Source organism: Thermaerobacillus caldiproteolyticus, from assembly GCF_015326725.1.
In the GTDB taxonomy this organism is placed as follows: Bacteria; Bacillota; Bacilli; order Bacillales; family Anoxybacillaceae; genus Thermaerobacillus; species Thermaerobacillus caldiproteolyticus.
In genome coordinates this window covers 2,248,779-2,267,470 of sequence record NZ_CP064060.1, presented here as the reverse complement: position 1 = coordinate 2,267,470, position 18,692 = coordinate 2,248,779, and the positions used below count along the sequence as shown (strand labels likewise).

Genomic DNA, 18,692 nt, shown 5'->3' with positions numbered 1-18,692 from the left:
GAGGGCCATGAAACAAAGATTAGACCAGCTTTTACGCGCAGCATTTGAACACAAAGCTTCCGACGTCCATGTAACGGTTGGCGTACCGCCGATTATGCGTATTAACGGCGAACTCAAAAAATACGGTCAAGATGCATTACGGCCGGAAGATACGGAAGCGATGGCAAGATCGGTTATGCCTGATAGGTTGTGGAAGGAATTTCAAGAAAAAGGGGAGCATGACTTTTCATACGGCATTCCCGGTGTGTCCCGTTTCCGCATAAACGTGTATAAGCAGCGTTCCTGTATTTCGCTCGCCATTCGCGTTGTGCCGACAATGATCCCGACGATTGAAGAGCTGCGCCTGCCAGAAGTGTTAAAGAGGATTGCCGAAAAGCCACAAGGACTTGTGCTTGTGACAGGTCCGACGGGAAGCGGGAAATCGACAACGCTTGCGGCGATGATCGACTATATGAACAAAACGATGCGCAAACATATTATTACGCTTGAAGATCCGATTGAATATTTGCATAAACACGGCCAATGCATTATTGACCAACGCGAGGTCGGCTTTGATACGAACAATTTTGCCAACGGTTTGCGCGCCGCGTTACGGCAAGACCCGGATGTCATTTTAGTTGGAGAAATGCGCGATTTGGAGACGATTCATACAGCGATTACGGCGGCGGAAACAGGGCATCTTGTTCTTGGAACGTTGCACACGGCAAGCGCCCCAGCGACGATTGACCGGATTATCGACGTGTTTCCGCCCGCCCAACAATCGCAAATTCGTATTCAATTAGCGTCGGTGTTAGTGGCGATTATTTCGCAACGTCTGTTTCCGAACGCGCAAAAAACAGGGCGGGTCGCAGCCACAGAAATTTTGTTGAATAACGCGGCGGTGGCGAACTTAATTCGAAACGAAAAAATTCACCAAATTATCAATGTCATGCAAACGAGCCGCGCACTTGGGATGCATACGTTAACAACAAGCATTAAAGAGCTAGTACAAGCCGGGCTTATTGCGAAAGAAGCCGCTATGCCTTATCTCACTCAGGAGCGGGTGGACTGATATGCCGCAATTTAAATACGAAGGCCGCAATATAAAAGGTCGAAGACAAACAGGAACGGTCACAAGCACATCGAAGCGGGAAGCGATTCTCAAATTGCGGCAAAAAGGCATTAAAGTGCTCGACATTCATGAGGTGCCAGAGACGCTGCTAAACAAAGAAATTACGTTTGGCAACACCGTAAAATTACAAGATTTCGTCATTTATTTGCGCCAGTTTGCGACATTGTTAAAGGCCGGCGTGTCCGTTGTCGATTCAACGCGTATTTTGGCGAGTCAGACGGAAAGCAAGGCGCTCAAAAAAGCGCTTTTCGATGTCGAAGAAGAGTTGCGTGCGGGAAATCCATTATCCGCCGCAAGCGCAAAACATCCGCGCGTGTTTCCCCCGATGTTCGTCAACATGATGAAAGCTGGGGAAGCGGCGGGAAACATGGATGAAACGCTCGAAAGACTAGCCGATCATTTTGAAAAAATTCATCGCACACGGCAAAAGATCGTCTCTGCGCTTGCCTATCCGATCGCTGTCGCCGTCATTGCCATAGCTGTCGTCATCTTCTTGCTCATTGGCGTCGTTCCGACCTTTGTACAAATGTTTGCTGACTTTCATGCGGAATTGCCGGCGATCACGAAATTCGTTCTCCGAGCAAGCGAGATCATGCAACGATATTGGTGGCTTGTTGTAATCATGCTTGTCGGAACGTATGCCCTATTTTCGATTATGAAAAAGCAAAAACAAACGAAATATTACATCGACTATATGATGTTGCGCATTCCGATTTTCGGGAAATTGCTGCAAAAGGCGGTGCTGGCGCGGATGACGAGAACATTAAGCTCGTTATTTTCAAGCTCCGTGCCGATTTTACAGGCGCTGTCGATCGTCGAAAACGTCGTCGAAAACGAAGTCATCGCCAAGGTGATGAAACAAGCGCGCGATGCACTCGAGCACGGACAATCGCTCACCGAACCGATGAAACGGCATTGGGCGTTTCCGCCGCTTGTCACGCAAATGATTGCAATCGGAGAAGAAACGGGATCGCTTGATGCGATGCTTGCCAAAGTCGCCGACTTTTACGAAGCGGAAGTCGAAACGGGCACCGATCGCCTTAAGTCGCTCATCGAACCGTTCATGATCGTTCTTTTGGCCGGTGTTGTTGGAACGATCGTAACGTCTATCATCGTTCCAATGTATGATATTTTTAATCATATTCAGCAATGATATTAAGAATTTATTTTCAAAAAAATGAAAAATATTGTAAAATAATAGATAAAAAGACTTATAAATATAGGAAAAAGGAGAGGAAATTATGTTAAAGCGCTTGTTGAAAAACGAACGGGGACTCACATTGATTGAATTGCTTGCGGTCATTGTCATTTTAGGAATTATCGCGGCGATTGCGATTCCTACTATTGGTGCTATCATTGATAATTCGAAAAAAGATGCACATATCGCGAACGCGGAACAAATTATTAACGCAGCCCGATTGGCAAAGACACAGGATACGTCTGGTAAAAACTCTTGGACATTAAACGAGTTAGTTCAAGGAGGTTTTCTCGAATCTATTCCAAAGTCTCCAGGAAATAAAGGAAATTATGATCCGAATGATTCAACTGTAACGTTTGTGCCAGCATCCACAACTACATCAAATGGTAATACTACTACTACACCTGCGTATTATCAAATTAGATTGAAAGCATCGAACGGGGGATATTATATCAATACGGACAATCGAGATAAAATTACTAGAGACGATGTTAATTTAGACCCAACAAGTTAAGGGTGATAGATAGGCAATTATGTATTTGATTGTTGCTTTATATGCCCTCTTTCTCGGCTCTTTCTTTAATGTCGTCGGTTTGCGCGTTCCAAAAGGAGAGTCGATTGTCAAGCCTCGTTCGCATTGCCCGCGCTGTCAGCGTACGCTGACAGCGTGGGAGTTAATTCCTGTCGTTTCTTATGTCATTCAAGGCGGGAAGTGTCGCGGGTGCGGTGTGCGTATTTCGCCGCTTTATCCGTTTGTTGAGCTTTCGACCGCGATTCTTTTTACGATTTCGCCGCTCGTGGTGGGATGGTCAAAAGAATTGATCGTTAGTTGGACGCTCATTTCGTTATTGATGATTATCGTTGTTTCTGATCTTCGCTATATGGTCATTCCTGATCGGGTGTTACTCGCTTTTGCTGCCATATTGATTCCAGAACGAATATTTGTTCCTCTGTCACCATGGTGGGATTCGCTCGTTGGTGCAGGTGTCGGTTTTTCTCTTTTGCTGCTTATTGCCGTCATTAGTAAAGGCGGCATGGGCGGCGGAGATATTAAATTGTTTGCGCTTCTCGGCTTCGTGTTAGGGTGGAAGATGGTATTGCTTTCTTTCTTTCTTTCGACGCTTTACGGAACGATTTTTGGACTTGTCGGCATGGCGTTTGGCAGTGTTCGCCGCGGAGAGCCGATGCCGTTTGCCCCTTACATTGTATTGGGAACGTTAACCACTTATTTTTTCGGACAAGCGCTGATAGAGTGGTATAAGCAATTTATCTTGTTTTAGTACGAGGGGAACTGAATATGCTCAATATTGTAAAACCGCGACATAAAATAGCCAATCTTGTGATGAAAGACCATGTGATTCGCTATATCGAGGTCAAGCCTCATGACCCGTTTTCGATTCATAAATACGGAGAGCGGGAGTTGCCGAGCGGAGTTATTCATGATGGGAAAATCCTTGATCGCGAAACACTTGAAATTATTTTAGAAGAATGTGTAAGTGAATGGAAGTTGAAGCATCGTCGAGTTCGTTTTATTGTTCCTGACTCGGTTGTTGTCATTCGGCAAATTCCGCTTCCAAACGATTTAGAAGAAGACGAGATTCGCGGGTACTTGTTTATGGAATTAGGAGCGACGATTCATTTGCCGTTTGAAGATGCCGTTTTTGATTACGTCATTTTAGAAAAAACGGAGGAGAAGTTGACGATCTTATTGTTTGCTGCTCCGGAACAAGCCGTGATGAGCTATGCTGATGTATTGGATGAGGTAAAGCTGCGTCCAATTGCTGCTGACGTGTCGCCGTTATGCTTATATCGTTTATATTATGCGGCTGACCAAGTGAAAAAAGATGATCACTTATTGCTCGTACAGATGGATGTATCAGCGGTGAATGTGAGCGCATTTTATCAACATAAACCTGTTTTTATGCGCCACCTTTTGATGGAATGGCAGAGAGAGCAGCATGACATGAAACAGCTTGAAGAACTGCTTCAACCATTTGAAGACGTTTATAAAGAAATCGAGCGGATGATGAGCTTTTATCGCTTTTCTATTCATCAAGGAAATGAACAAATTACGCGCGTGCTGTTAACGGGAGATCATCCTCATTTGTCATCGATTTATCAATCGATGCAAGAACGGTTTGATGTCCCGATTGAACGCCTTTCCGACAAAATAGCAAGCGTCATTGATTCGCGCTACCATTTAGCATGGGGACTAGGACTAAAAGAGGGAATTCATCATGTTCGTCGACATTAACTTACTGCCAAAAAAAGAGCCGAAAAATGTTGTTTTCCTTGTTAGCATAGCGATTGTATTGCTGTTTGCTGGGGCAATGGCTTTTGTTTTTTACATGTCGGTGCAAAAAACGGAAACGACCATTCATTCGCTCACACAAGAGTTAAAGAAAATCCGTGCGTTACAGGCAGTTCAACAAGAAAAATTAGCGAACGCTCAATCGTTGAAAGAAGTGCAAGAGTTAGAAAAAACGGTCAAATGGGCTGAACAATACCCGATGAAAACGGTTCTTCTTCTTCGCAGTATGACAAAGCTTTTGCCGGAAAGAGGCTTTATCATGAATTTTTCCTATGCAGAAAACGGAACGGTAAGCGTCACCGTACAGTTTGATACGAGCGAAGAAGCGGCATATTATTTAAAAAGGTTATCCGATGCTGATTTTGTGGCTGATGTACAATTGAAAAGCCTTACGACTGCGGAAGAAAAAAGCGATGAGGAAAAAGACGAGGAAAACATAGAACATATATTGCCGCGCTATATCGCTCAATATGAATTGCACGTGAACAAAAACGCTTTAAAAGAAGAAAAGGAGAAGAAACAATGACCGTCCGTTTTTCCAAACGCCAACTCGTTTTCCTTTTCACTTTTCTTATTGTCATCGCTGCTTTTTTTGCCGTTCTTTATGTTTATACACTCAAGCCGCTTTATAACCGGATGGATGAGCTAAGCGCGACCGTTGATAGTGAGAAACAGCTATTAGCAGCGACAAAAGCTCAAGTCAGTCAACAACAAACACAAAACACCGAAAGTGTCGTTGAACTAGAAAAAAAGGTACCAGTCAAACCGCTTGTCGAACAGCTTTTGCTTGATTTAGAGAAAGCAGAAGTCATTTCGGACAGCTTCATTTCGAACATGACATTTAATGAGGAAGCCGAAATCAATTCGTCTGAACAATCATCAACAACGAACGAAACGAATGATCAAAAAGAAACGAAGTCGTCGACATCATCGAGTGAGTCATCTCTCTCATTGCCAAGCGGTCTTAAAAAAATTTCTGTTCAACTAACGGTCCAGTCACCGTCGTACTATCAGTTAGAACGATTTTTACAAACGTTAGAGGAATTGCCGCGTATCGTTTCTGTTGAATCGCTGTCATTTACCGGGAACCCAGAATTGACATCGATCGATACAGAAGTCAAGCCATTAACCTATTCACTCACGATTAGCGCGTTTTATCATCCGGGTTTAGCCCATTTACAAAATGAACTGCCGCCGCTTGACGTTCCTCCGCCGAGCGAGAAGCGGAACCCGTTAACAGAAATCACCCCGAATGACTCGCCAAAAGAAGAAATGTCACCGGGGCGGTAACATTGAAACGGAGAGGGATCGCATGCTGTTGCGCACAAATAGAGGGATGACGCTCATTGAACTATTAGCGGTCATTGTCATTTTCGGGGTGGTTTCCCTTATTGCAGTGATCGCTGTCCTTCACATCATTGAAAAGTCAAGAGAGCAAGCGTTTGTTTCCAATGCTTACGCGCTATATGAAGCAGCTCGTCTCCATGTCGGCGCAGAAAAAGTCGAGTTTCTTTCTCCCCGCTCGTCGGAAACATTAACGTACAAGCAACTTGTGGAGGACGGCATGCTCGAACCTATGCAAGACCCGTTCACAGGAAATGTGTTATCACCTGAGAATAATTCATCGTATGTGTTAGTAAAAAAACGCGAAGACGGTAACCTAGAATATTCTGTTTGTTTAAAAGGAGAAACGAAACAACTTTGTACGTACTCTGAACAGTCTCCTGAAGTGCCTATTGATGCCTTGTCAGTGAAAGAAATTCGCGATCAATAAGGAGCGAAATTTGACGAAAACCTTCGAGAACAAGACGACAAATGTCTTGTTCTTTTTTTCTTTCTTTATGATAGGATGAACGGAGAACGAAGGAAACGGGGATGATGAAAAGATGGACAAGCAAGGAAAAGAGATTTCGATTAAAATTAACGGTAAAGAACGGCCGTTTACAACAGAAACATCAACGTATATAGAAGCGGAAATAAGTGCGGCGAAGGAAGAAGAACCGCTCGCCTTGGAAGCTCCGCCGCTCGTTTCGTTTCCATCCGAAACAACGCCATCAAAGAAGCGGCCGAAGGTGAACAGGATGATAAAAACGCGCGTGAAATCCGCCGTTTTTTCGATTTTTATGGCTGTGATCATTGGGACAAGCTTCGGCTTTATTGTTCTCAATGTCATTCCGGAGAAAAAAGAGCCTATGTCTCTTCAGAAGGACCGCTCGCTTTCGGCGATTTCGCCAGCATCGTCGTCGAAAACAGCAAATGTTCCCCCGTCTTCAGCCGCTGAAGGAAACACAGAGTCAGCGTTTACCGTCAGTGTCATTCAAGCAGGTGTATTTAGCGATGAGAAAGCAGCAAAAACTTATGCAAAACAATTGCAGAATTCCGGAATTCCGATTGTAGTGGCGGTTGGCCAACAGCCGATATCATTATTCATCGCGGTGGGTGCCGATAAGGAAACGCTGCAGCCACTAAATGATTGGTACAAGCAAAAAGGACAAAGTACGTATATGAAATTACTATCTTTAGGGACCGTTAATGATCGGCAACTCCAAGATTTCCTAACCGCTAGCGAATCTTTATATGAAAAAGTTGCTGTCTTATCTGCTCGCTTGTTAGGAAAAGGAGAAGTAAAACCAAATGAGTGGGCATCTTTAAAAAATGCGTATAAGCAATTTGAATCACAATCACCTTCAAATAATCAGACCAAGCAATACGTTCGACACTTAAAAAATGCTTATTTATCATTGGACGCTTATCAAGAAGAAGAGGATGATGCATTGCTGTGGAAAGCCCAACAAGAACTTCTTGAAGCATTAAACGATTATATTTCATTAACCTCGTGAAGAAGCGAATTTAGCTTCTTTTTTTTTGGAGAATTTTGTCGCATTTAAAAATTGTGTCTAAACGTGAGATTTGGTACGATACAATTGTATCTTCCAATTTGAAACGAATTGCAAAGGGTGATGTCAATGAAACGATTACTATTAGCTTCTAGTTCTCCTCGTCGCAAACAACTGCTTGAAATGGCGAACCTCTGCTTTGAAATCCTCCCTAGTCATATTGATGAACAATTTCAAGAAGACGAATCCCCTGAACAAATCGTTCAATCGCTTGCTTATCAAAAAGCAAAAGCAGTGGCTAGTACTAATCCTGACGCATACGTCATTGGTGCGGATACAGTCGTTGTTTACAACGGACACATTTTAGGAAAGCCGAAAACGAAACAAGAAGCAGCCAATATGTTATGCCTCTTATCTGGAAATACTCACGAGGTGCTAACAGGAGTAGCCATTGTCACACCGGACCAGGAAACAGTGTTTGTTGAACGGACAGCAGTAACCTTTTGGGACTTAACGGAGGAGGACATTTCCGCGTACATTGCCACTGGCGAACCAATGGATAAAGCGGGTGCATACGGCATCCAAGGACAAGCGGCACTATTTGTCAAACGAATTGAGGGAGACTACTTTTCCGTCGTCGGCTTACCGTTATCGCGTACTGTTCGTGAACTAAAGCGACTTGGTTGGTAAAAGATCATAAGGATTTGTTGTCTTAAGTTGTCTGGAAAAAAGCATGCTTTTGAAAAGGAATTTCGTCTGCAAGCTGGCTGTTGAAAAGTGCCAAAGCCAAAAAGGGGGTATTCATTCTGAAAACGATGTCGTTAATGATTCGAGATGTGCCAAAAGAGTCCCGTCCGCGTGAACGTCTCGTTATGAATGGACCAGAAAGTTTAGCGGACCATGAGCTGCTTGCAATTTTATTGCGGACAGGAACAAAAGAGGAATCAGCGTTGCAGCTTGCTCATCGTCTGCTTCATCATTTTGAAGGATTACGGCAGCTAAAAGATGCAACGATTGAAGAAATGACAAGTTTAAAAGGGATCGGTACAGCCAAAGCGATCCAAATTTTAGCGGCGCTTGAATTGGGACGGCGCATTAGTCGCCTTAGTTACCATGGACGATATGTGATTCGTTCTCCCGAAGATGGGGCAAAATATGTGATGAACGACATGCGTTTTTTGTCTCAAGAACATTTTGTTGCTATTTATTTAAATACGAAAAATCAAGTTATTCATCGTAAAACGGTGTTTATCGGTAGTTTAAACGCCTCTATTGTTCACCCGCGTGAAGTGTTTAAAGAAGCGATTAAGCGATCTGCTGCCTCTATCATTTGCGCTCACAATCATCCTTCAGGTGATCCGACCCCGAGCCGCGAAGATCTCGAAGTTACGAAACGACTCGTCGAATGCGGTCGAATGATCGGAATCGAAGTGTTAGACCATCTCATTATCGGTGATCAAAAATTTATCAGTTTGAAAGAAAAAGGATATATGTAGTAGTTCTCTTTTTTTGTCGAATAAGTTATAATAACAGTTATGAGTTTTTCATAGCCTTTTCTTAGGGCGGTGCTGTACAAAAACATATGAAAAATCGACAAAATTAGCGAATTTTTATAAAAAAGTATTCGTTTCAGAAAGGAAGATACGGACTATGTTTGGATTGGGGACAAGAGATCTTGGAATCGATTTAGGAACGGCCAATACTCTTGTATATGTGAAAGGAAAAGGAATTGTTGTCAGAGAACCATCAGTAGTTGCTTTGCAAAAAGATACGAAACAAATTGTTGCAGTTGGAAATGAAGCGAAAAATATGATTGGGCGGACACCGGGAAATGTAGTTGCGTTACGCCCAATGAAAGATGGCGTCATTGCTGATTATGAAACAACTGCGATTATGATGAAATACTACATTAATCAAGCAACGAAAAACAAAGGATTGTTTGCTGGTAAGCCATATGTGATGGTATGCGTACCGTATGGCATTACAGCAGTAGAAGAGCGTGCGGTCATCGATGCCACACGTCAAGCTGGTGCACGCGATGCGTATACGATTGAAGAGCCGTTTGCGGCAGCGATTGGTGCCAACTTGCCTGTATGGGAGCCAACAGGGAGCATGGTTGTCGATATCGGTGGCGGTACGACAGAAGTTGCGGTCATTTCTCTTGGCGGCATCGTTACAAGCCAGTCAATTCGCATTGCTGGCGACGAAATGGATGAATCGATTATTCAATACATTCGCAAAACGTATAACTTAATGATTGGGGAGCGTACAGCTGAAGCAATCAAAGTCGAAATCGGTTCTGCTGGAGACCCTGAAGGAATTGGTACAATGGAAATTCGTGGCCGCGACTTATTAACGGGGCTGCCAAAAACGATTGAAATTAGTGCAGAAGAAATTGCCGAAGCGTTACGTGACACCGTCTATGCGATCGTGGATTCCGTGAAAAATACCTTAGAAAAAACGCCACCGGAATTAGCGGCGGACATTATGGATCGCGGCATTGTCTTAACAGGTGGCGGCGCGCTCTTGCGCAATCTCGATAAAGTCATCAGTAAAGAAACGGACATGCCTGTGATTGTTGCGGAAAACCCGCTTGACTGCGTGGCGATCGGCACAGGTAAAGCATTAGACCATATTCATTTGTTTAAAAACAAGGCGAGAGACCATCGCTAATGGTAAGAGGGTGTCGACATCATGCCACAGTTCTTTTTGAATAAGCGATTAATTTTGTTACTCGTCAGCATCATTTTTCTCGTGGCATTGATTGGTTTTTCCTTAAAAGAACGGACAGAGCTCACATGGCCAGAACAGTTTATTAAAGATACAACTGGTTTTGTACAGCTTATCTTTCATAAGCCCGCACAACTTGTTGCGGGCTTCTTTGAGAATATTCAAGACATCAAAAATACATACAAAGAAAACAAGTTACTCAAAGAACGTCTTGATGAATATGTAACCTTAGAGGCACAGCTTCAAACGTTAAAAAAAGAAAATGCTGAGCTTCGGGCGATTTTGAAGAAAAGGGAAAGTTTGCGTGATTTTGTACCGATTCAAGCAACGGTGATCGGACGAAATCCGGATCGTTGGCAAGAAATTATCATTGTCAATAAAGGAGAACAAAACGGCGTTAAAAAAGACATGGCGGTCATTACGCCAGAGGGATTGGTCGGGAAAGTGCAACATGCTTCTCAATTTACATCAACTGTTCAGTTATTGAGCGCACTCGACCAAAAAAATCGCATTTCCGCTTATGTGCAAGGCAAAGAAAATGTATTTGGATTAATTGAAGGATACGATGAAAAGCGGAAGGCATTGCTTTTAAAGGAAATTCCGTTTGATGCCAAAATTGAGAAAAAGCAACTCGTCGTAACGTCTGGTCTTGGCGGTATTTTCCCAAAAGGGTTACCTATTGGGGAAGTCATGGAGGTTGTACCAGATCAGTACGGGTTAACAAAAATGGTCTATGTGAAGCCGGCTGCCAATCTTTATGATATTGACGATGTCATTATTGTGAAACGAAAAATTGATGAGACGTTACAAGAAAAGGAGGAAGCAAAGTGAAAAAACTCTTTCTTCCTTTTCTTGCAACAGTATTTTTTATGAGCGAAAGCATTTTTATTGATCTTTGGCCAAAAGATGAGTTGTACCAGCAGTATGTATTTGTGCCTCGCTTTTTACTTATTTTCCTTATTTTCCTGACTGTTTATGTCACGCAAACGCATGGAATGGTATATGGGTTGATTTTTGGCATGTTATATGACATCGTCTATACAGAAGTTCTCGGTATATATATGTTTTCATTTACCCTTATTGCTTATATGATGGCAAAAGCGATGAAAATATTTCATAATCATCTTTTTATTACTTGTTTTCTTAGTATGATGGCTGTCTCTGTTCTTGAGTTTTATGTGTACGGAATTCAGTTGCTTATTGGAAAAACCAACATGTCTTTTCACGATTTTTATTCACATCGCCTGCTGCCGACGCTGGTGTTAAATGTTATATTTATTATTTTATGTTCTTACCCATTAAAGCAGTGGTTAGTAAAAATCGGACGTCGCGAGCGGGAAGAATGAAAAAGGAAAACGGACGGGGTTTGTAGAATTATTCGTTGAGGTGAACGTTGTGAATAGGCAAAAACAATCATATGTAACGATTAAGGGAACGAAAGATGGGCTGACGTTACATCTCGATGATACGTGTTCCTATGATGACTTAATTGCCGAATTGGAAGAAAAGTTAACGGTGAATGAACCGAAGGAATCAGACGGTCCGCTCGTTTCTGTTCATCTCAAAGTTGGAAATCGTTACTTAACACCGAAACAGGAAGAAGAGCTTCGCGCGTTAATTCGAGGGAAAAACAATTTAGTCGTTCAATCCATTGACAGCAATGTCATCACGAAAGAGGAAGCGCTTCAATGGAAACGGAAAACCGAAATTGTGTCAGTGTCTAAAATTGTTCGTTCAGGTCAAGTGTTGCATGTGCAAGGCGATCTTTTATTAATTGGTGATGTGAATCCTGGAGGAACGGTTATTGCCGGGGGAAACATTTTCATTCTCGGTGCATTACGGGGAATTGCCCATGCGGGGTATTATGGAAATAAGGATGCGGTCATCGCAGCCTCGATTATGAAGCCGATGCAGTTAAGAATTAGCGACGTGATGAGCCGTGCTCCCGATTATAAAACAGATGAGCGGAATGAGATGGAATGTGCGTATATTGATGATGATAACCAAATTGTCGTTGACCGCTTGCAGTTACTTACGCATCTACGACCGAATTTGTCACGGTTAGAAAGGAGAATGTAGCAGTGGGAGAAGCTATCGTCATTACATCAGGAAAAGGCGGCGTCGGAAAAACGACAACGACCGCTAACGTAGGAACAGCGCTTGCGTTGTTAGGAAAGCGTGTCTGCCTTGTTGATACGGACATTGGCTTACGCAATCTTGATGTTGTCATGGGGCTTGAGAATCGTATCATTTACGACTTGGTTGATGTCGTAGAAGGTCGCTGCACCATTCAAAAAGCGCTAGTGAAAGATAAGCGTTTTGACGACCAACTTTATTTATTGCCGGCAGCGCAAACAAGCGATAAAACAGCGGTCACGCCGGAACAAATGAAACGTTTGGTTGAAGAGCTGAAACAAGATTATGATTATGTGCTGATTGATTGCCCAGCTGGAATTGAGCAGGGCTATAAAAATGCTGTGGCGGGAGCGGATGCAGCAATTGTCGTGACAACGCCGGAAGTGTCAGCGGTGCGTGATGCTGATCGAATTATTGGTTTACTAGAAAAAGAGGAACATATTAAGCCGCCTCGCTTGGTGATTAATCGGATCCGCGGTCATATGGTGAAAAACGGAGATATGCTCGATATTGACGAAATTGTCATGCACTTATCGATTGATTTATTGGGAATTATTGCCGATGATGAAAATGTCATTAAAGCGTCCAATAACGGGGAGCCGATCGTCCTGGACCCGAGCAGCAGAGCCTCCATCTCTTATCGCAATATCGCCAGAAGAATTCTTGGTGAATCTGTACCGTTACAACCATTAGAAGAGGAACAAAAAGGCCTCTTTGCAAAAATTAAAAAACTTTTTAGTGTGCGTTAACCCCTGCTAACTAGGTTAGTAGGGGTTTTTATCATATATTCATAGGTTGTCTAATAAACTAGTACAAACTACGTTGTAAGGGAATGGTGAGAGATGGATGAATAAGCGTGCTCGAGAGATTCGCAAGCGAATCGAAAAACGAAGACGGGATCGGCAGAATCATTATGAAGCACCACGACAAGCCCTATTTGATGTAACGGATGAAGAGCGATACGGACAACCGGTCATTACATATGACCGTTACTCGTTGGATGAAAAGCACCCTCTGTTTCGAAAAGAAGTATTTCTTTTCAAAACGCTTTTCTCTGTTTGTCTTGTATTAGTGACGGCAATTTTATTTAAACATCCATCAACAACGCTAGAACCGGCAAGAGATTTTGTTAAAAAGACGATGGAACAAGAATTTCAATTTGCTGCTGTGTCCCATTGGTATGAAAAACAATTCGGGGAGCCGCTGGCATTATTTCCAACGGAAAAAAAAGACACAAACGCCTCAAAAACGAAACAGTATGCGATTCCTGCTTTAGGACGTGTGCTTGAAAACTTCCAAAAAAACGGTCAGGGGGTTATGGTGGAAACGACAAGTAACGCAAAGGTTGAAGCAATGAACGAAGGCATTGTGGTTTTTGCCGGAACAAAAGACAAGATCGGCAAAACCGTCATTATTCAGCATGCTGACGGAAGCGAATCATGGTACGGCAACTTAGGAAAGATTGCCGTGAAACTCTATGATTTCGTGGAAACGGGGAAAGAAGTCGGAACAGCGATGAATAATGCCGACAATACAAAAGGGGTATTTTACTTTGCGATTAAAAAAGGGGATCACTTTATTGATCCAATTCAGGTGATTTCCTTTGAATAAGTATGTATCGGTACTGACAAAAATCCATATTCATCCGCTGCTATGGCTCATGAGCGGAATTGCCGTTGTGACTGCCCATTTTCAACAATTGTTTCTGCTATTTTTCATTGTCTTTATTCATGAGCTCGGTCACGCTGTTGCCGCTCTTTTTTTTTCATGGCGCCTGAAACAAATATTGTTGTTACCGTTTGGCGGTGTTGCCGAAGTGGAAGAGCACGGGAATCGTCCGTTTCACGAAGAGTTGGTTGTCACTCTTGCCGGCCCGGTACAGCATATTTGGCTTTTAGGAGCTGCCTTTCTTCTATGGAAAAGCGGCATGATCACAACCGAGGGATGGAGGATGTTTGTCCATGATAACATCGCCGTACTTCTCATCAATTTATTACCGATTTGGCCATTGGATGGTGGGAAGCTATTGTTTCTTGCATTGGCACGCCATCTTCCATTTAGTGAAGCGCATGAAAAAATGGTTTTTTGTTCGTTTGGGGTACTGGCTATTTTGGTAATAGCAATTGTTTTTATTGAACCGTCCCAACTCGATCTCTGGGTTATTGTTCTCTTTCTCATGGTCTCTTTATGGAAGGAATGGCGTCATCGTCACTATGTTGTCATGCGCTTTTTACTTGAGCGCTATTATGGAAAAAGAGGTGACTATATGAAATTGCAGCCGATTACCGTTGACGAAACAGAACCGATTCTACATGTGCTGCAAAAATTTTATCGCGGTCAAAAACATTCGATTGTCGTTGTGAAAAATAACAAAAAGCAAGCGACCCTTGATGAAAATGAACTTCTTCATGCTTTTTTTACCGAACGGCAAACCGACGAACAGGTAGGAAACCTTATATATAATATATGAGCCGGTTGGCTAATATATAGGAAAATTTTATAATATCAATGTCAATGAGAGCAGTCAAACATATTGACAGCTCTCGTTTAGTTATGGTACTATTTCTCGTGTTGTAGAAAATTTTGTACCGTTCAGCTAAACGGACAAAAGGCGGTGCAAAGGTTCGTCTTTGCAGCACCCGTACTACAACCGCTCAGCGCAGGTTCCAAGCTTTCGCAATCGCGAAACGCCTCGTTGCTGGCGAGTCTGAGTCTATGTTAGGAGGTGCAATGATGTACGCAATTATTGAAACTGGCGGTAAACAAATTAAAGTTCAAGAAGGTCAAGAAATTTACATCGAAAAAATCGACGTAGCAGAAGGCGAAACCGTGACATTCGACAAAGTGTTATTTGTAGGTGGCGAGACTGTAAAAGTTGGCAATCCTACGGTCGAAGGGGCAACGGTAACGGCGAAAGTGCAAAAACATGGTCGTCAAAAGAAGATCATCGTTTTCAAATATAAGCCGAAAAAGAACTATCGTCGTAAACAAGGTCACCGTCAACCTTACACAAAAGTAGTCATCGAAAAAATTAACGCGTAAGACACTAGCGATGATAAAGGTAGAAATTGAACGCACAGACGAAGGAAAAATCCAAGCGTTTACGATGAAAGGTCACGCGAATTTCGCGGAACGTGGACAAGATATCGTTTGTGCTGGAGCATCGGCCGTTTCGTTTGGCGCGGTGAATTCCATCATTGCGCTGGCGAACGTTCAACCGCGTATCATGCAAGGGGAGGAAGGCGGCTATCTTCGTTGCGAGCTTCCTGTTATTGAAGACCCGGCAATCGAAGAAAAAGTCCAGCTTCTCCTTGAAGCGATGCTCGTTTCTTTACAAACGATTGAGAGAGATTACGGGAAATATATTCGCATTATTCAACGATAACAGGAGGTGACATACATGTTAAGACTTGATCTTCAATTTTTCGCATCGAAAAAAGGTGTAGGTTCTACAAAAAACGGTCGTGATTCTATCGCGAAACGCCTTGGCGCAAAACGCGCTGACGGTCAATTCGTCACAGGCGGTTCCATCCTTTACCGTCAACGTGGTACAAAAATTTACCCAGGTGTAAACGTTGGTCGTGGTGGCGATGACACACTTTATGCGAAAGTCGACGGTATCGTTCGCTTTGAACGTCTTGGCCGTGACCGCAAAAAAGTGAGCGTTTATCCTGTCACACAAGAAGCATAAGTGAGCGTTGGGAAACTCTAACCTTTTGGTTAGGGTTTTCTTTTTGTCTAGCTTCAGCACTTCAGCAGCCAGCTTTCTTTTGCCCGATAACCTTCTTCTCGAGGCGGGAAACATTTCAGCTGAATTCGAGGAAGCTAGGAAGGCGCATTTTTCCGCCGCCCACAGGACGTGAACAGCTTTTAAGCAAAACTGGCCCGCCTCTTCTTTTCTTAAAATGCAAGCACTTCTCGGTCAGAAGAACATTTCTTTACGGCATTAGATACTCTCCTCCGCTCTTCTTTACTAGCCGTTTTATTTATCATTTGGTATAATTTTGCTAAAAACGAATGAGTAGGGGCGCCACACATGGAGAAACAATGGAGTATATTGGATGTGCTACGCCATTCCCGACATGATTGGTTAAATAAAATTCAGCTCATTAAAGGGAATTTGGCACTCAACAAGGTCGAACGGGTCAATGACATTATTGAAGAAATCGTTCGTGATATGCAACATGAAACGAAACTAACAAATTTAAAAGCAGCGCGCTTTGCTGAGATGCTAATGACATACAATTGGGAAGCGCGATGTGTTGTACTAGAATACGAAGTGATCGGGGATGAATGTGATTTATCCTCCCATGATGCGGAGTTAACACAATGGTGCCGCTCGTTTTTTGCTGTTATTGAGCAACAAGCGGATATAAATAGGGAAAATTATTTAGAGATTTCTATTGAAGTTGCCAAGAGAGAAATCAGATTGTTTTTTGATTACAATGGAACAATAAAGAATATGAACGCAGTTAAGGAATGGCTTGAAGAGCATAAAAAAGGAATCGCGATTCATATTGATCATTTTCATATACATAATGAAGAAATGACCGTGCTCATAAAGATTGACTTGTAAGCATCAAGAATAGATCGGAGGAAAAAGCATGTTTGTCGATCAAGTAAAAATTTATGTCAAAGGTGGCGACGGCGGAAACGGAATGGTGGCGTTCCGCCGCGAAAAATATGTGCCAAAAGGCGGTCCAGCCGGCGGTGATGGTGGAAAAGGCGGCGATGTTGTATTTGTCGTCGATGAAGGGTTACGGACGCTGATGGATTTTCGCTACCAGCGCCATTTTAAAGCGGCAAAAGGCGAAAATGGGATGTCGAAAAATCAGCATGGAAGAAATGCCGAAGATTTAATTGTCAAAGTTCCTCCGGGAACCGTCGTTATTGATGACGAAACGAAACAAGTCATTGCCGATTTGACAGAAAACGGCCAGCGTTTTGTCGTTGCTAAGGGAGGCCGTGGTGGACGTGGAAATACAAGGTTTGCGACACCGGCCAATCCGGCTCCGGAAATTGCCGAAAATGGGGAACCGGGAGAAGAACGTTATGTCATTCTTGAATTAAAGCTGCTAGCTGATGTCGGGTTAGTTGGTTTTCCAAGCGTCGGAAAATCAACGCTTCTTTCTGTCGTTTCCGCAGCGAAGCCAAAAATTGCGGATTATCATTTTACGACGCTCGTTCCTAATTTAGGGGTCGTTGAAACGGAAGATGGCCGCAGCTTTGTCATGGCCGATTTACCGGGACTAATCGAAGGAGCTCACCAAGGTGTTGGGCTTGGTCACCAATTTTTGCGTCATATTGAGCGAACACGTGTCATTGTTCACGTTATTGATATGGCGGCGATCGAAGGACGCGATCCGTATGAAGACTATTTAGTGATTAACGAGGAACTAAAGCAATATAATTTGCGTTTAACAGAGCGGCCGCAAATTATTGTCGCCAACAAGATGGACATGCCAAATGCCGAAGAAAATTTAAAGGCTTTTAAAGAAAAACTGCAAGAATACGTACCGATTTTCCCGATTTCTGCCATTACAAGACAAGGACTGCGTGATTTGTTGTTTGCCATTGCTGATCTTCTTGAGACAACGCCGGAGTTTCCGCTTCATGAGGTGGAAGAACCAGCTGTGCAGCGCGTGGTGTATAAACTGGAAAAAGAAGCGCCAGCGTTTACAATCACGCGTGATAGTGATGGAACGTTTATCGTGTCGGGAGAAAAGGTCGAAAAATTGTTTAAGATGACCGATTTTTCAAGAGAAGAATCCATTCGTCGTTTTGCACGGCAATTGCGGGCGATGGGAGTCGATGATGCGTTGCGGGAACGCGGGGCAAAAGACGGCGATATTGTCAAATTGTTGGACTATGAATTTGAATTTATCGATTAATTCAGCGGGGAGGGGACGCGGTCTGTTGGATAAAAAATTTTATTTAGTGCGGGAAGACGTATTGCCAGAAGCGATGCGAAAAGTATTACAGGCAAAAGAATTGTTAGAACGAAAAAAAGTTGATTCCGTTGCCGAAGCAGTGCAAAGAGTGGATGTAAGCCGCAGCGTGTTTTACAAATATCGCGATGCGGTATTTCCCTTTCAAGCAGTTGTTAAAGAAAGCATTGTGACGTTATTTTTCCATTTGGAAGACCGTTCCGGTACGTTGTCGAAGCTGCTTGCTATTGTCGCGGGGGCTGGATGCAACGTGTTAACCATTCATCAAACGATTCCGCTTCAAGGCCGCGCGAATGTAACTTTGTCCATTAGCACAAGCGATATGCAAGAGGACATTGACGACCTACTAGCAAAATTGCGCTGTCTAGAATTCGTCGAAAAGGTAGAAATCGTTGGTTCAGGGGCGTACTAAGTTAAGGGA

General features: G+C 43.2%; 24 protein-coding genes and 1 other annotated feature. All 24 genes read left to right on the top strand.

All coding sequences use genetic code 11. From position 1 onward, the window contains the following. The first annotated feature begins 7 nt into the window (after positions 1–7). The 24 genes from ISX45_RS11385 (at position 8) to ISX45_RS11270 (ending at position 18,683) form a co-directional block, all read left to right on the top strand. Positions 8–1,051: a type IV pilus twitching motility protein PilT gene (locus ISX45_RS11385; protein WP_181554581.1), complete on the top strand. Its 1,044-nt coding sequence runs from the start codon at positions 8–10 to the stop codon at positions 1,049–1,051. A 1-nt stretch (position 1,052) separates the two neighbouring features. Further along, the gene (locus tag ISX45_RS11380; RefSeq protein ID WP_194519009.1) at positions 1,053–2,264 is read left to right on the top strand and encodes a type II secretion system F family protein; all 1,212 of its coding nucleotides are present in this window, start codon (positions 1,053–1,055) and stop codon (positions 2,262–2,264) included. Positions 2,265–2,352: 88 nt separating this feature from the next. Next, positions 2,353–2,823 carry a prepilin-type N-terminal cleavage/methylation domain-containing protein gene (locus tag ISX45_RS11375; protein WP_194519008.1) on the top strand — a complete coding sequence of 157 codons (471 nt, stop codon included), beginning with the start codon at positions 2,353–2,355 and terminating at the stop codon, positions 2,821–2,823. A 19-nt stretch (positions 2,824–2,842) separates the two neighbouring features. After that, the gene (locus ISX45_RS11370) at positions 2,843–3,589 is read left to right on the top strand and encodes a prepilin peptidase (protein WP_194519007.1); all 747 of its coding nucleotides are present in this window, start codon (positions 2,843–2,845) and stop codon (positions 3,587–3,589) included. A 17-nt stretch (positions 3,590–3,606) separates the two neighbouring features. Next, positions 3,607–4,563, top strand: a complete 957-nt coding sequence (gene pilM, locus ISX45_RS11365) for a type IV pilus biogenesis protein PilM (protein ID WP_194519006.1) — start codon at positions 3,607–3,609, stop codon at positions 4,561–4,563. Continuing rightward, the gene (locus ISX45_RS11360; RefSeq protein WP_194519005.1) at positions 4,547–5,146 is read left to right on the top strand and encodes a PilN domain-containing protein; all 600 of its coding nucleotides are present in this window, start codon (positions 4,547–4,549) and stop codon (positions 5,144–5,146) included. Before pilM ends, ISX45_RS11360 begins: the two co-directional genes overlap by 17 nt. After that, positions 5,143–5,910 (top strand): pilus assembly protein PilO, encoded by a 768-nt coding sequence (locus tag ISX45_RS11355; RefSeq protein ID WP_194519004.1) that lies wholly within the window; start codon positions 5,143–5,145, stop codon positions 5,908–5,910. The genes ISX45_RS11360 and ISX45_RS11355 overlap by 4 nt, the downstream gene beginning before the upstream one ends. A 22-nt stretch (positions 5,911–5,932) precedes the next feature. Beyond that, positions 5,933–6,394 carry a type II secretion system protein gene (locus tag ISX45_RS11350; RefSeq protein ID WP_181554573.1) on the top strand — a complete coding sequence of 154 codons (462 nt, stop codon included), beginning with the start codon at positions 5,933–5,935 and terminating at the stop codon, positions 6,392–6,394. A 112-nt stretch (positions 6,395–6,506) separates the two neighbouring features. Further along, positions 6,507–7,460, top strand: a complete 954-nt coding sequence (locus tag ISX45_RS11345; protein WP_194519003.1) for a stage II sporulation protein B — start codon at positions 6,507–6,509, stop codon at positions 7,458–7,460. A 126-nt stretch (positions 7,461–7,586) separates the two neighbouring features. Next, a complete protein-coding gene (locus ISX45_RS11340) occupies positions 7,587–8,147 on the top strand; it encodes a Maf family protein (protein WP_181554570.1) in 561 nt (186 codons plus the stop codon). 125 nt (positions 8,148–8,272) lie between these two features. Continuing rightward, a complete protein-coding gene (radC, locus tag ISX45_RS11335; protein ID WP_194519002.1) occupies positions 8,273–8,953 on the top strand; it encodes a RadC family protein in 681 nt (226 codons plus the stop codon). A 154-nt stretch (positions 8,954–9,107) separates the two neighbouring features. After that, positions 9,108–10,130, top strand: coding sequence for a rod shape-determining protein (locus ISX45_RS11330; protein WP_181554569.1), 1,023 nt, complete (start codon positions 9,108–9,110; stop codon positions 10,128–10,130). A gap of 21 nt (positions 10,131–10,151) precedes the next feature. Further along, complete coding sequence (gene mreC / locus ISX45_RS11325; protein ID WP_194519001.1) at positions 10,152–11,018, top strand: rod shape-determining protein MreC; 867 nt, start codon at positions 10,152–10,154, stop codon at positions 11,016–11,018. Then, complete coding sequence (gene mreD / locus ISX45_RS11320; protein ID WP_181554567.1) at positions 11,015–11,533, top strand: rod shape-determining protein MreD; 519 nt, start codon at positions 11,015–11,017, stop codon at positions 11,531–11,533. Before mreC ends, mreD begins: the two co-directional genes overlap by 4 nt. 40 nt (positions 11,534–11,573) lie before the next feature. Then, positions 11,574–12,266: a septum site-determining protein MinC gene (gene minC, locus ISX45_RS11315; RefSeq protein ID WP_308806341.1), complete on the top strand. Its 693-nt coding sequence runs from the start codon at positions 11,574–11,576 to the stop codon at positions 12,264–12,266. A gap of 2 nt (positions 12,267–12,268) precedes the next feature. Next, a complete protein-coding gene (minD, locus tag ISX45_RS11310) occupies positions 12,269–13,072 on the top strand; it encodes a septum site-determining protein MinD (RefSeq protein WP_181554565.1) in 804 nt (267 codons plus the stop codon). Between the two features lie 97 nt (positions 13,073–13,169). Beyond that, a complete protein-coding gene (locus tag ISX45_RS11305) occupies positions 13,170–13,934 on the top strand; it encodes a M23 family metallopeptidase (RefSeq protein WP_194518999.1) in 765 nt (254 codons plus the stop codon). Then, complete coding sequence (locus ISX45_RS11300; protein ID WP_194518998.1) at positions 13,927–14,793, top strand: site-2 protease family protein; 867 nt, start codon at positions 13,927–13,929, stop codon at positions 14,791–14,793. The genes ISX45_RS11305 and ISX45_RS11300 overlap by 8 nt, the downstream gene beginning before the upstream one ends. Positions 14,794–14,961: 168 nt before the next feature. Then, positions 14,962–15,042: a sequence feature (ribosomal protein L21 leader region), on the top strand. 14 nt (positions 15,043–15,056) lie between these two features. Further along, positions 15,057–15,365 carry a 50S ribosomal protein L21 gene (gene rplU / locus ISX45_RS11295; protein ID WP_181554562.1) on the top strand — a complete coding sequence of 103 codons (309 nt, stop codon included), beginning with the start codon at positions 15,057–15,059 and terminating at the stop codon, positions 15,363–15,365. A gap of 10 nt (positions 15,366–15,375) precedes the next feature. Continuing rightward, complete coding sequence (locus ISX45_RS11290; RefSeq protein WP_181554561.1) at positions 15,376–15,708, top strand: ribosomal-processing cysteine protease Prp; 333 nt, start codon at positions 15,376–15,378, stop codon at positions 15,706–15,708. Positions 15,709–15,723: 15 nt separating this feature from the next. Further along, a complete protein-coding gene (rpmA, locus tag ISX45_RS11285) occupies positions 15,724–16,014 on the top strand; it encodes a 50S ribosomal protein L27 (RefSeq protein ID WP_181554560.1) in 291 nt (96 codons plus the stop codon). 345 nt (positions 16,015–16,359) lie between these two features. After that, on the top strand, positions 16,360–16,899 hold the full coding sequence (locus ISX45_RS11280) for a sporulation initiation phosphotransferase B (protein WP_181554559.1): 540 nt from the start codon (positions 16,360–16,362) through the stop codon (positions 16,897–16,899). A gap of 28 nt (positions 16,900–16,927) precedes the next feature. Further along, positions 16,928–18,214 (top strand): GTPase ObgE, encoded by a 1,287-nt coding sequence (gene obgE / locus ISX45_RS11275; RefSeq protein ID WP_194518997.1) that lies wholly within the window; start codon positions 16,928–16,930, stop codon positions 18,212–18,214. A 25-nt stretch (positions 18,215–18,239) separates the two neighbouring features. Further along, complete coding sequence (locus ISX45_RS11270; protein WP_323744636.1) at positions 18,240–18,683, top strand: ACT domain-containing protein; 444 nt, start codon at positions 18,240–18,242, stop codon at positions 18,681–18,683. Positions 18,684–18,692 lie beyond the last annotated feature (9 nt).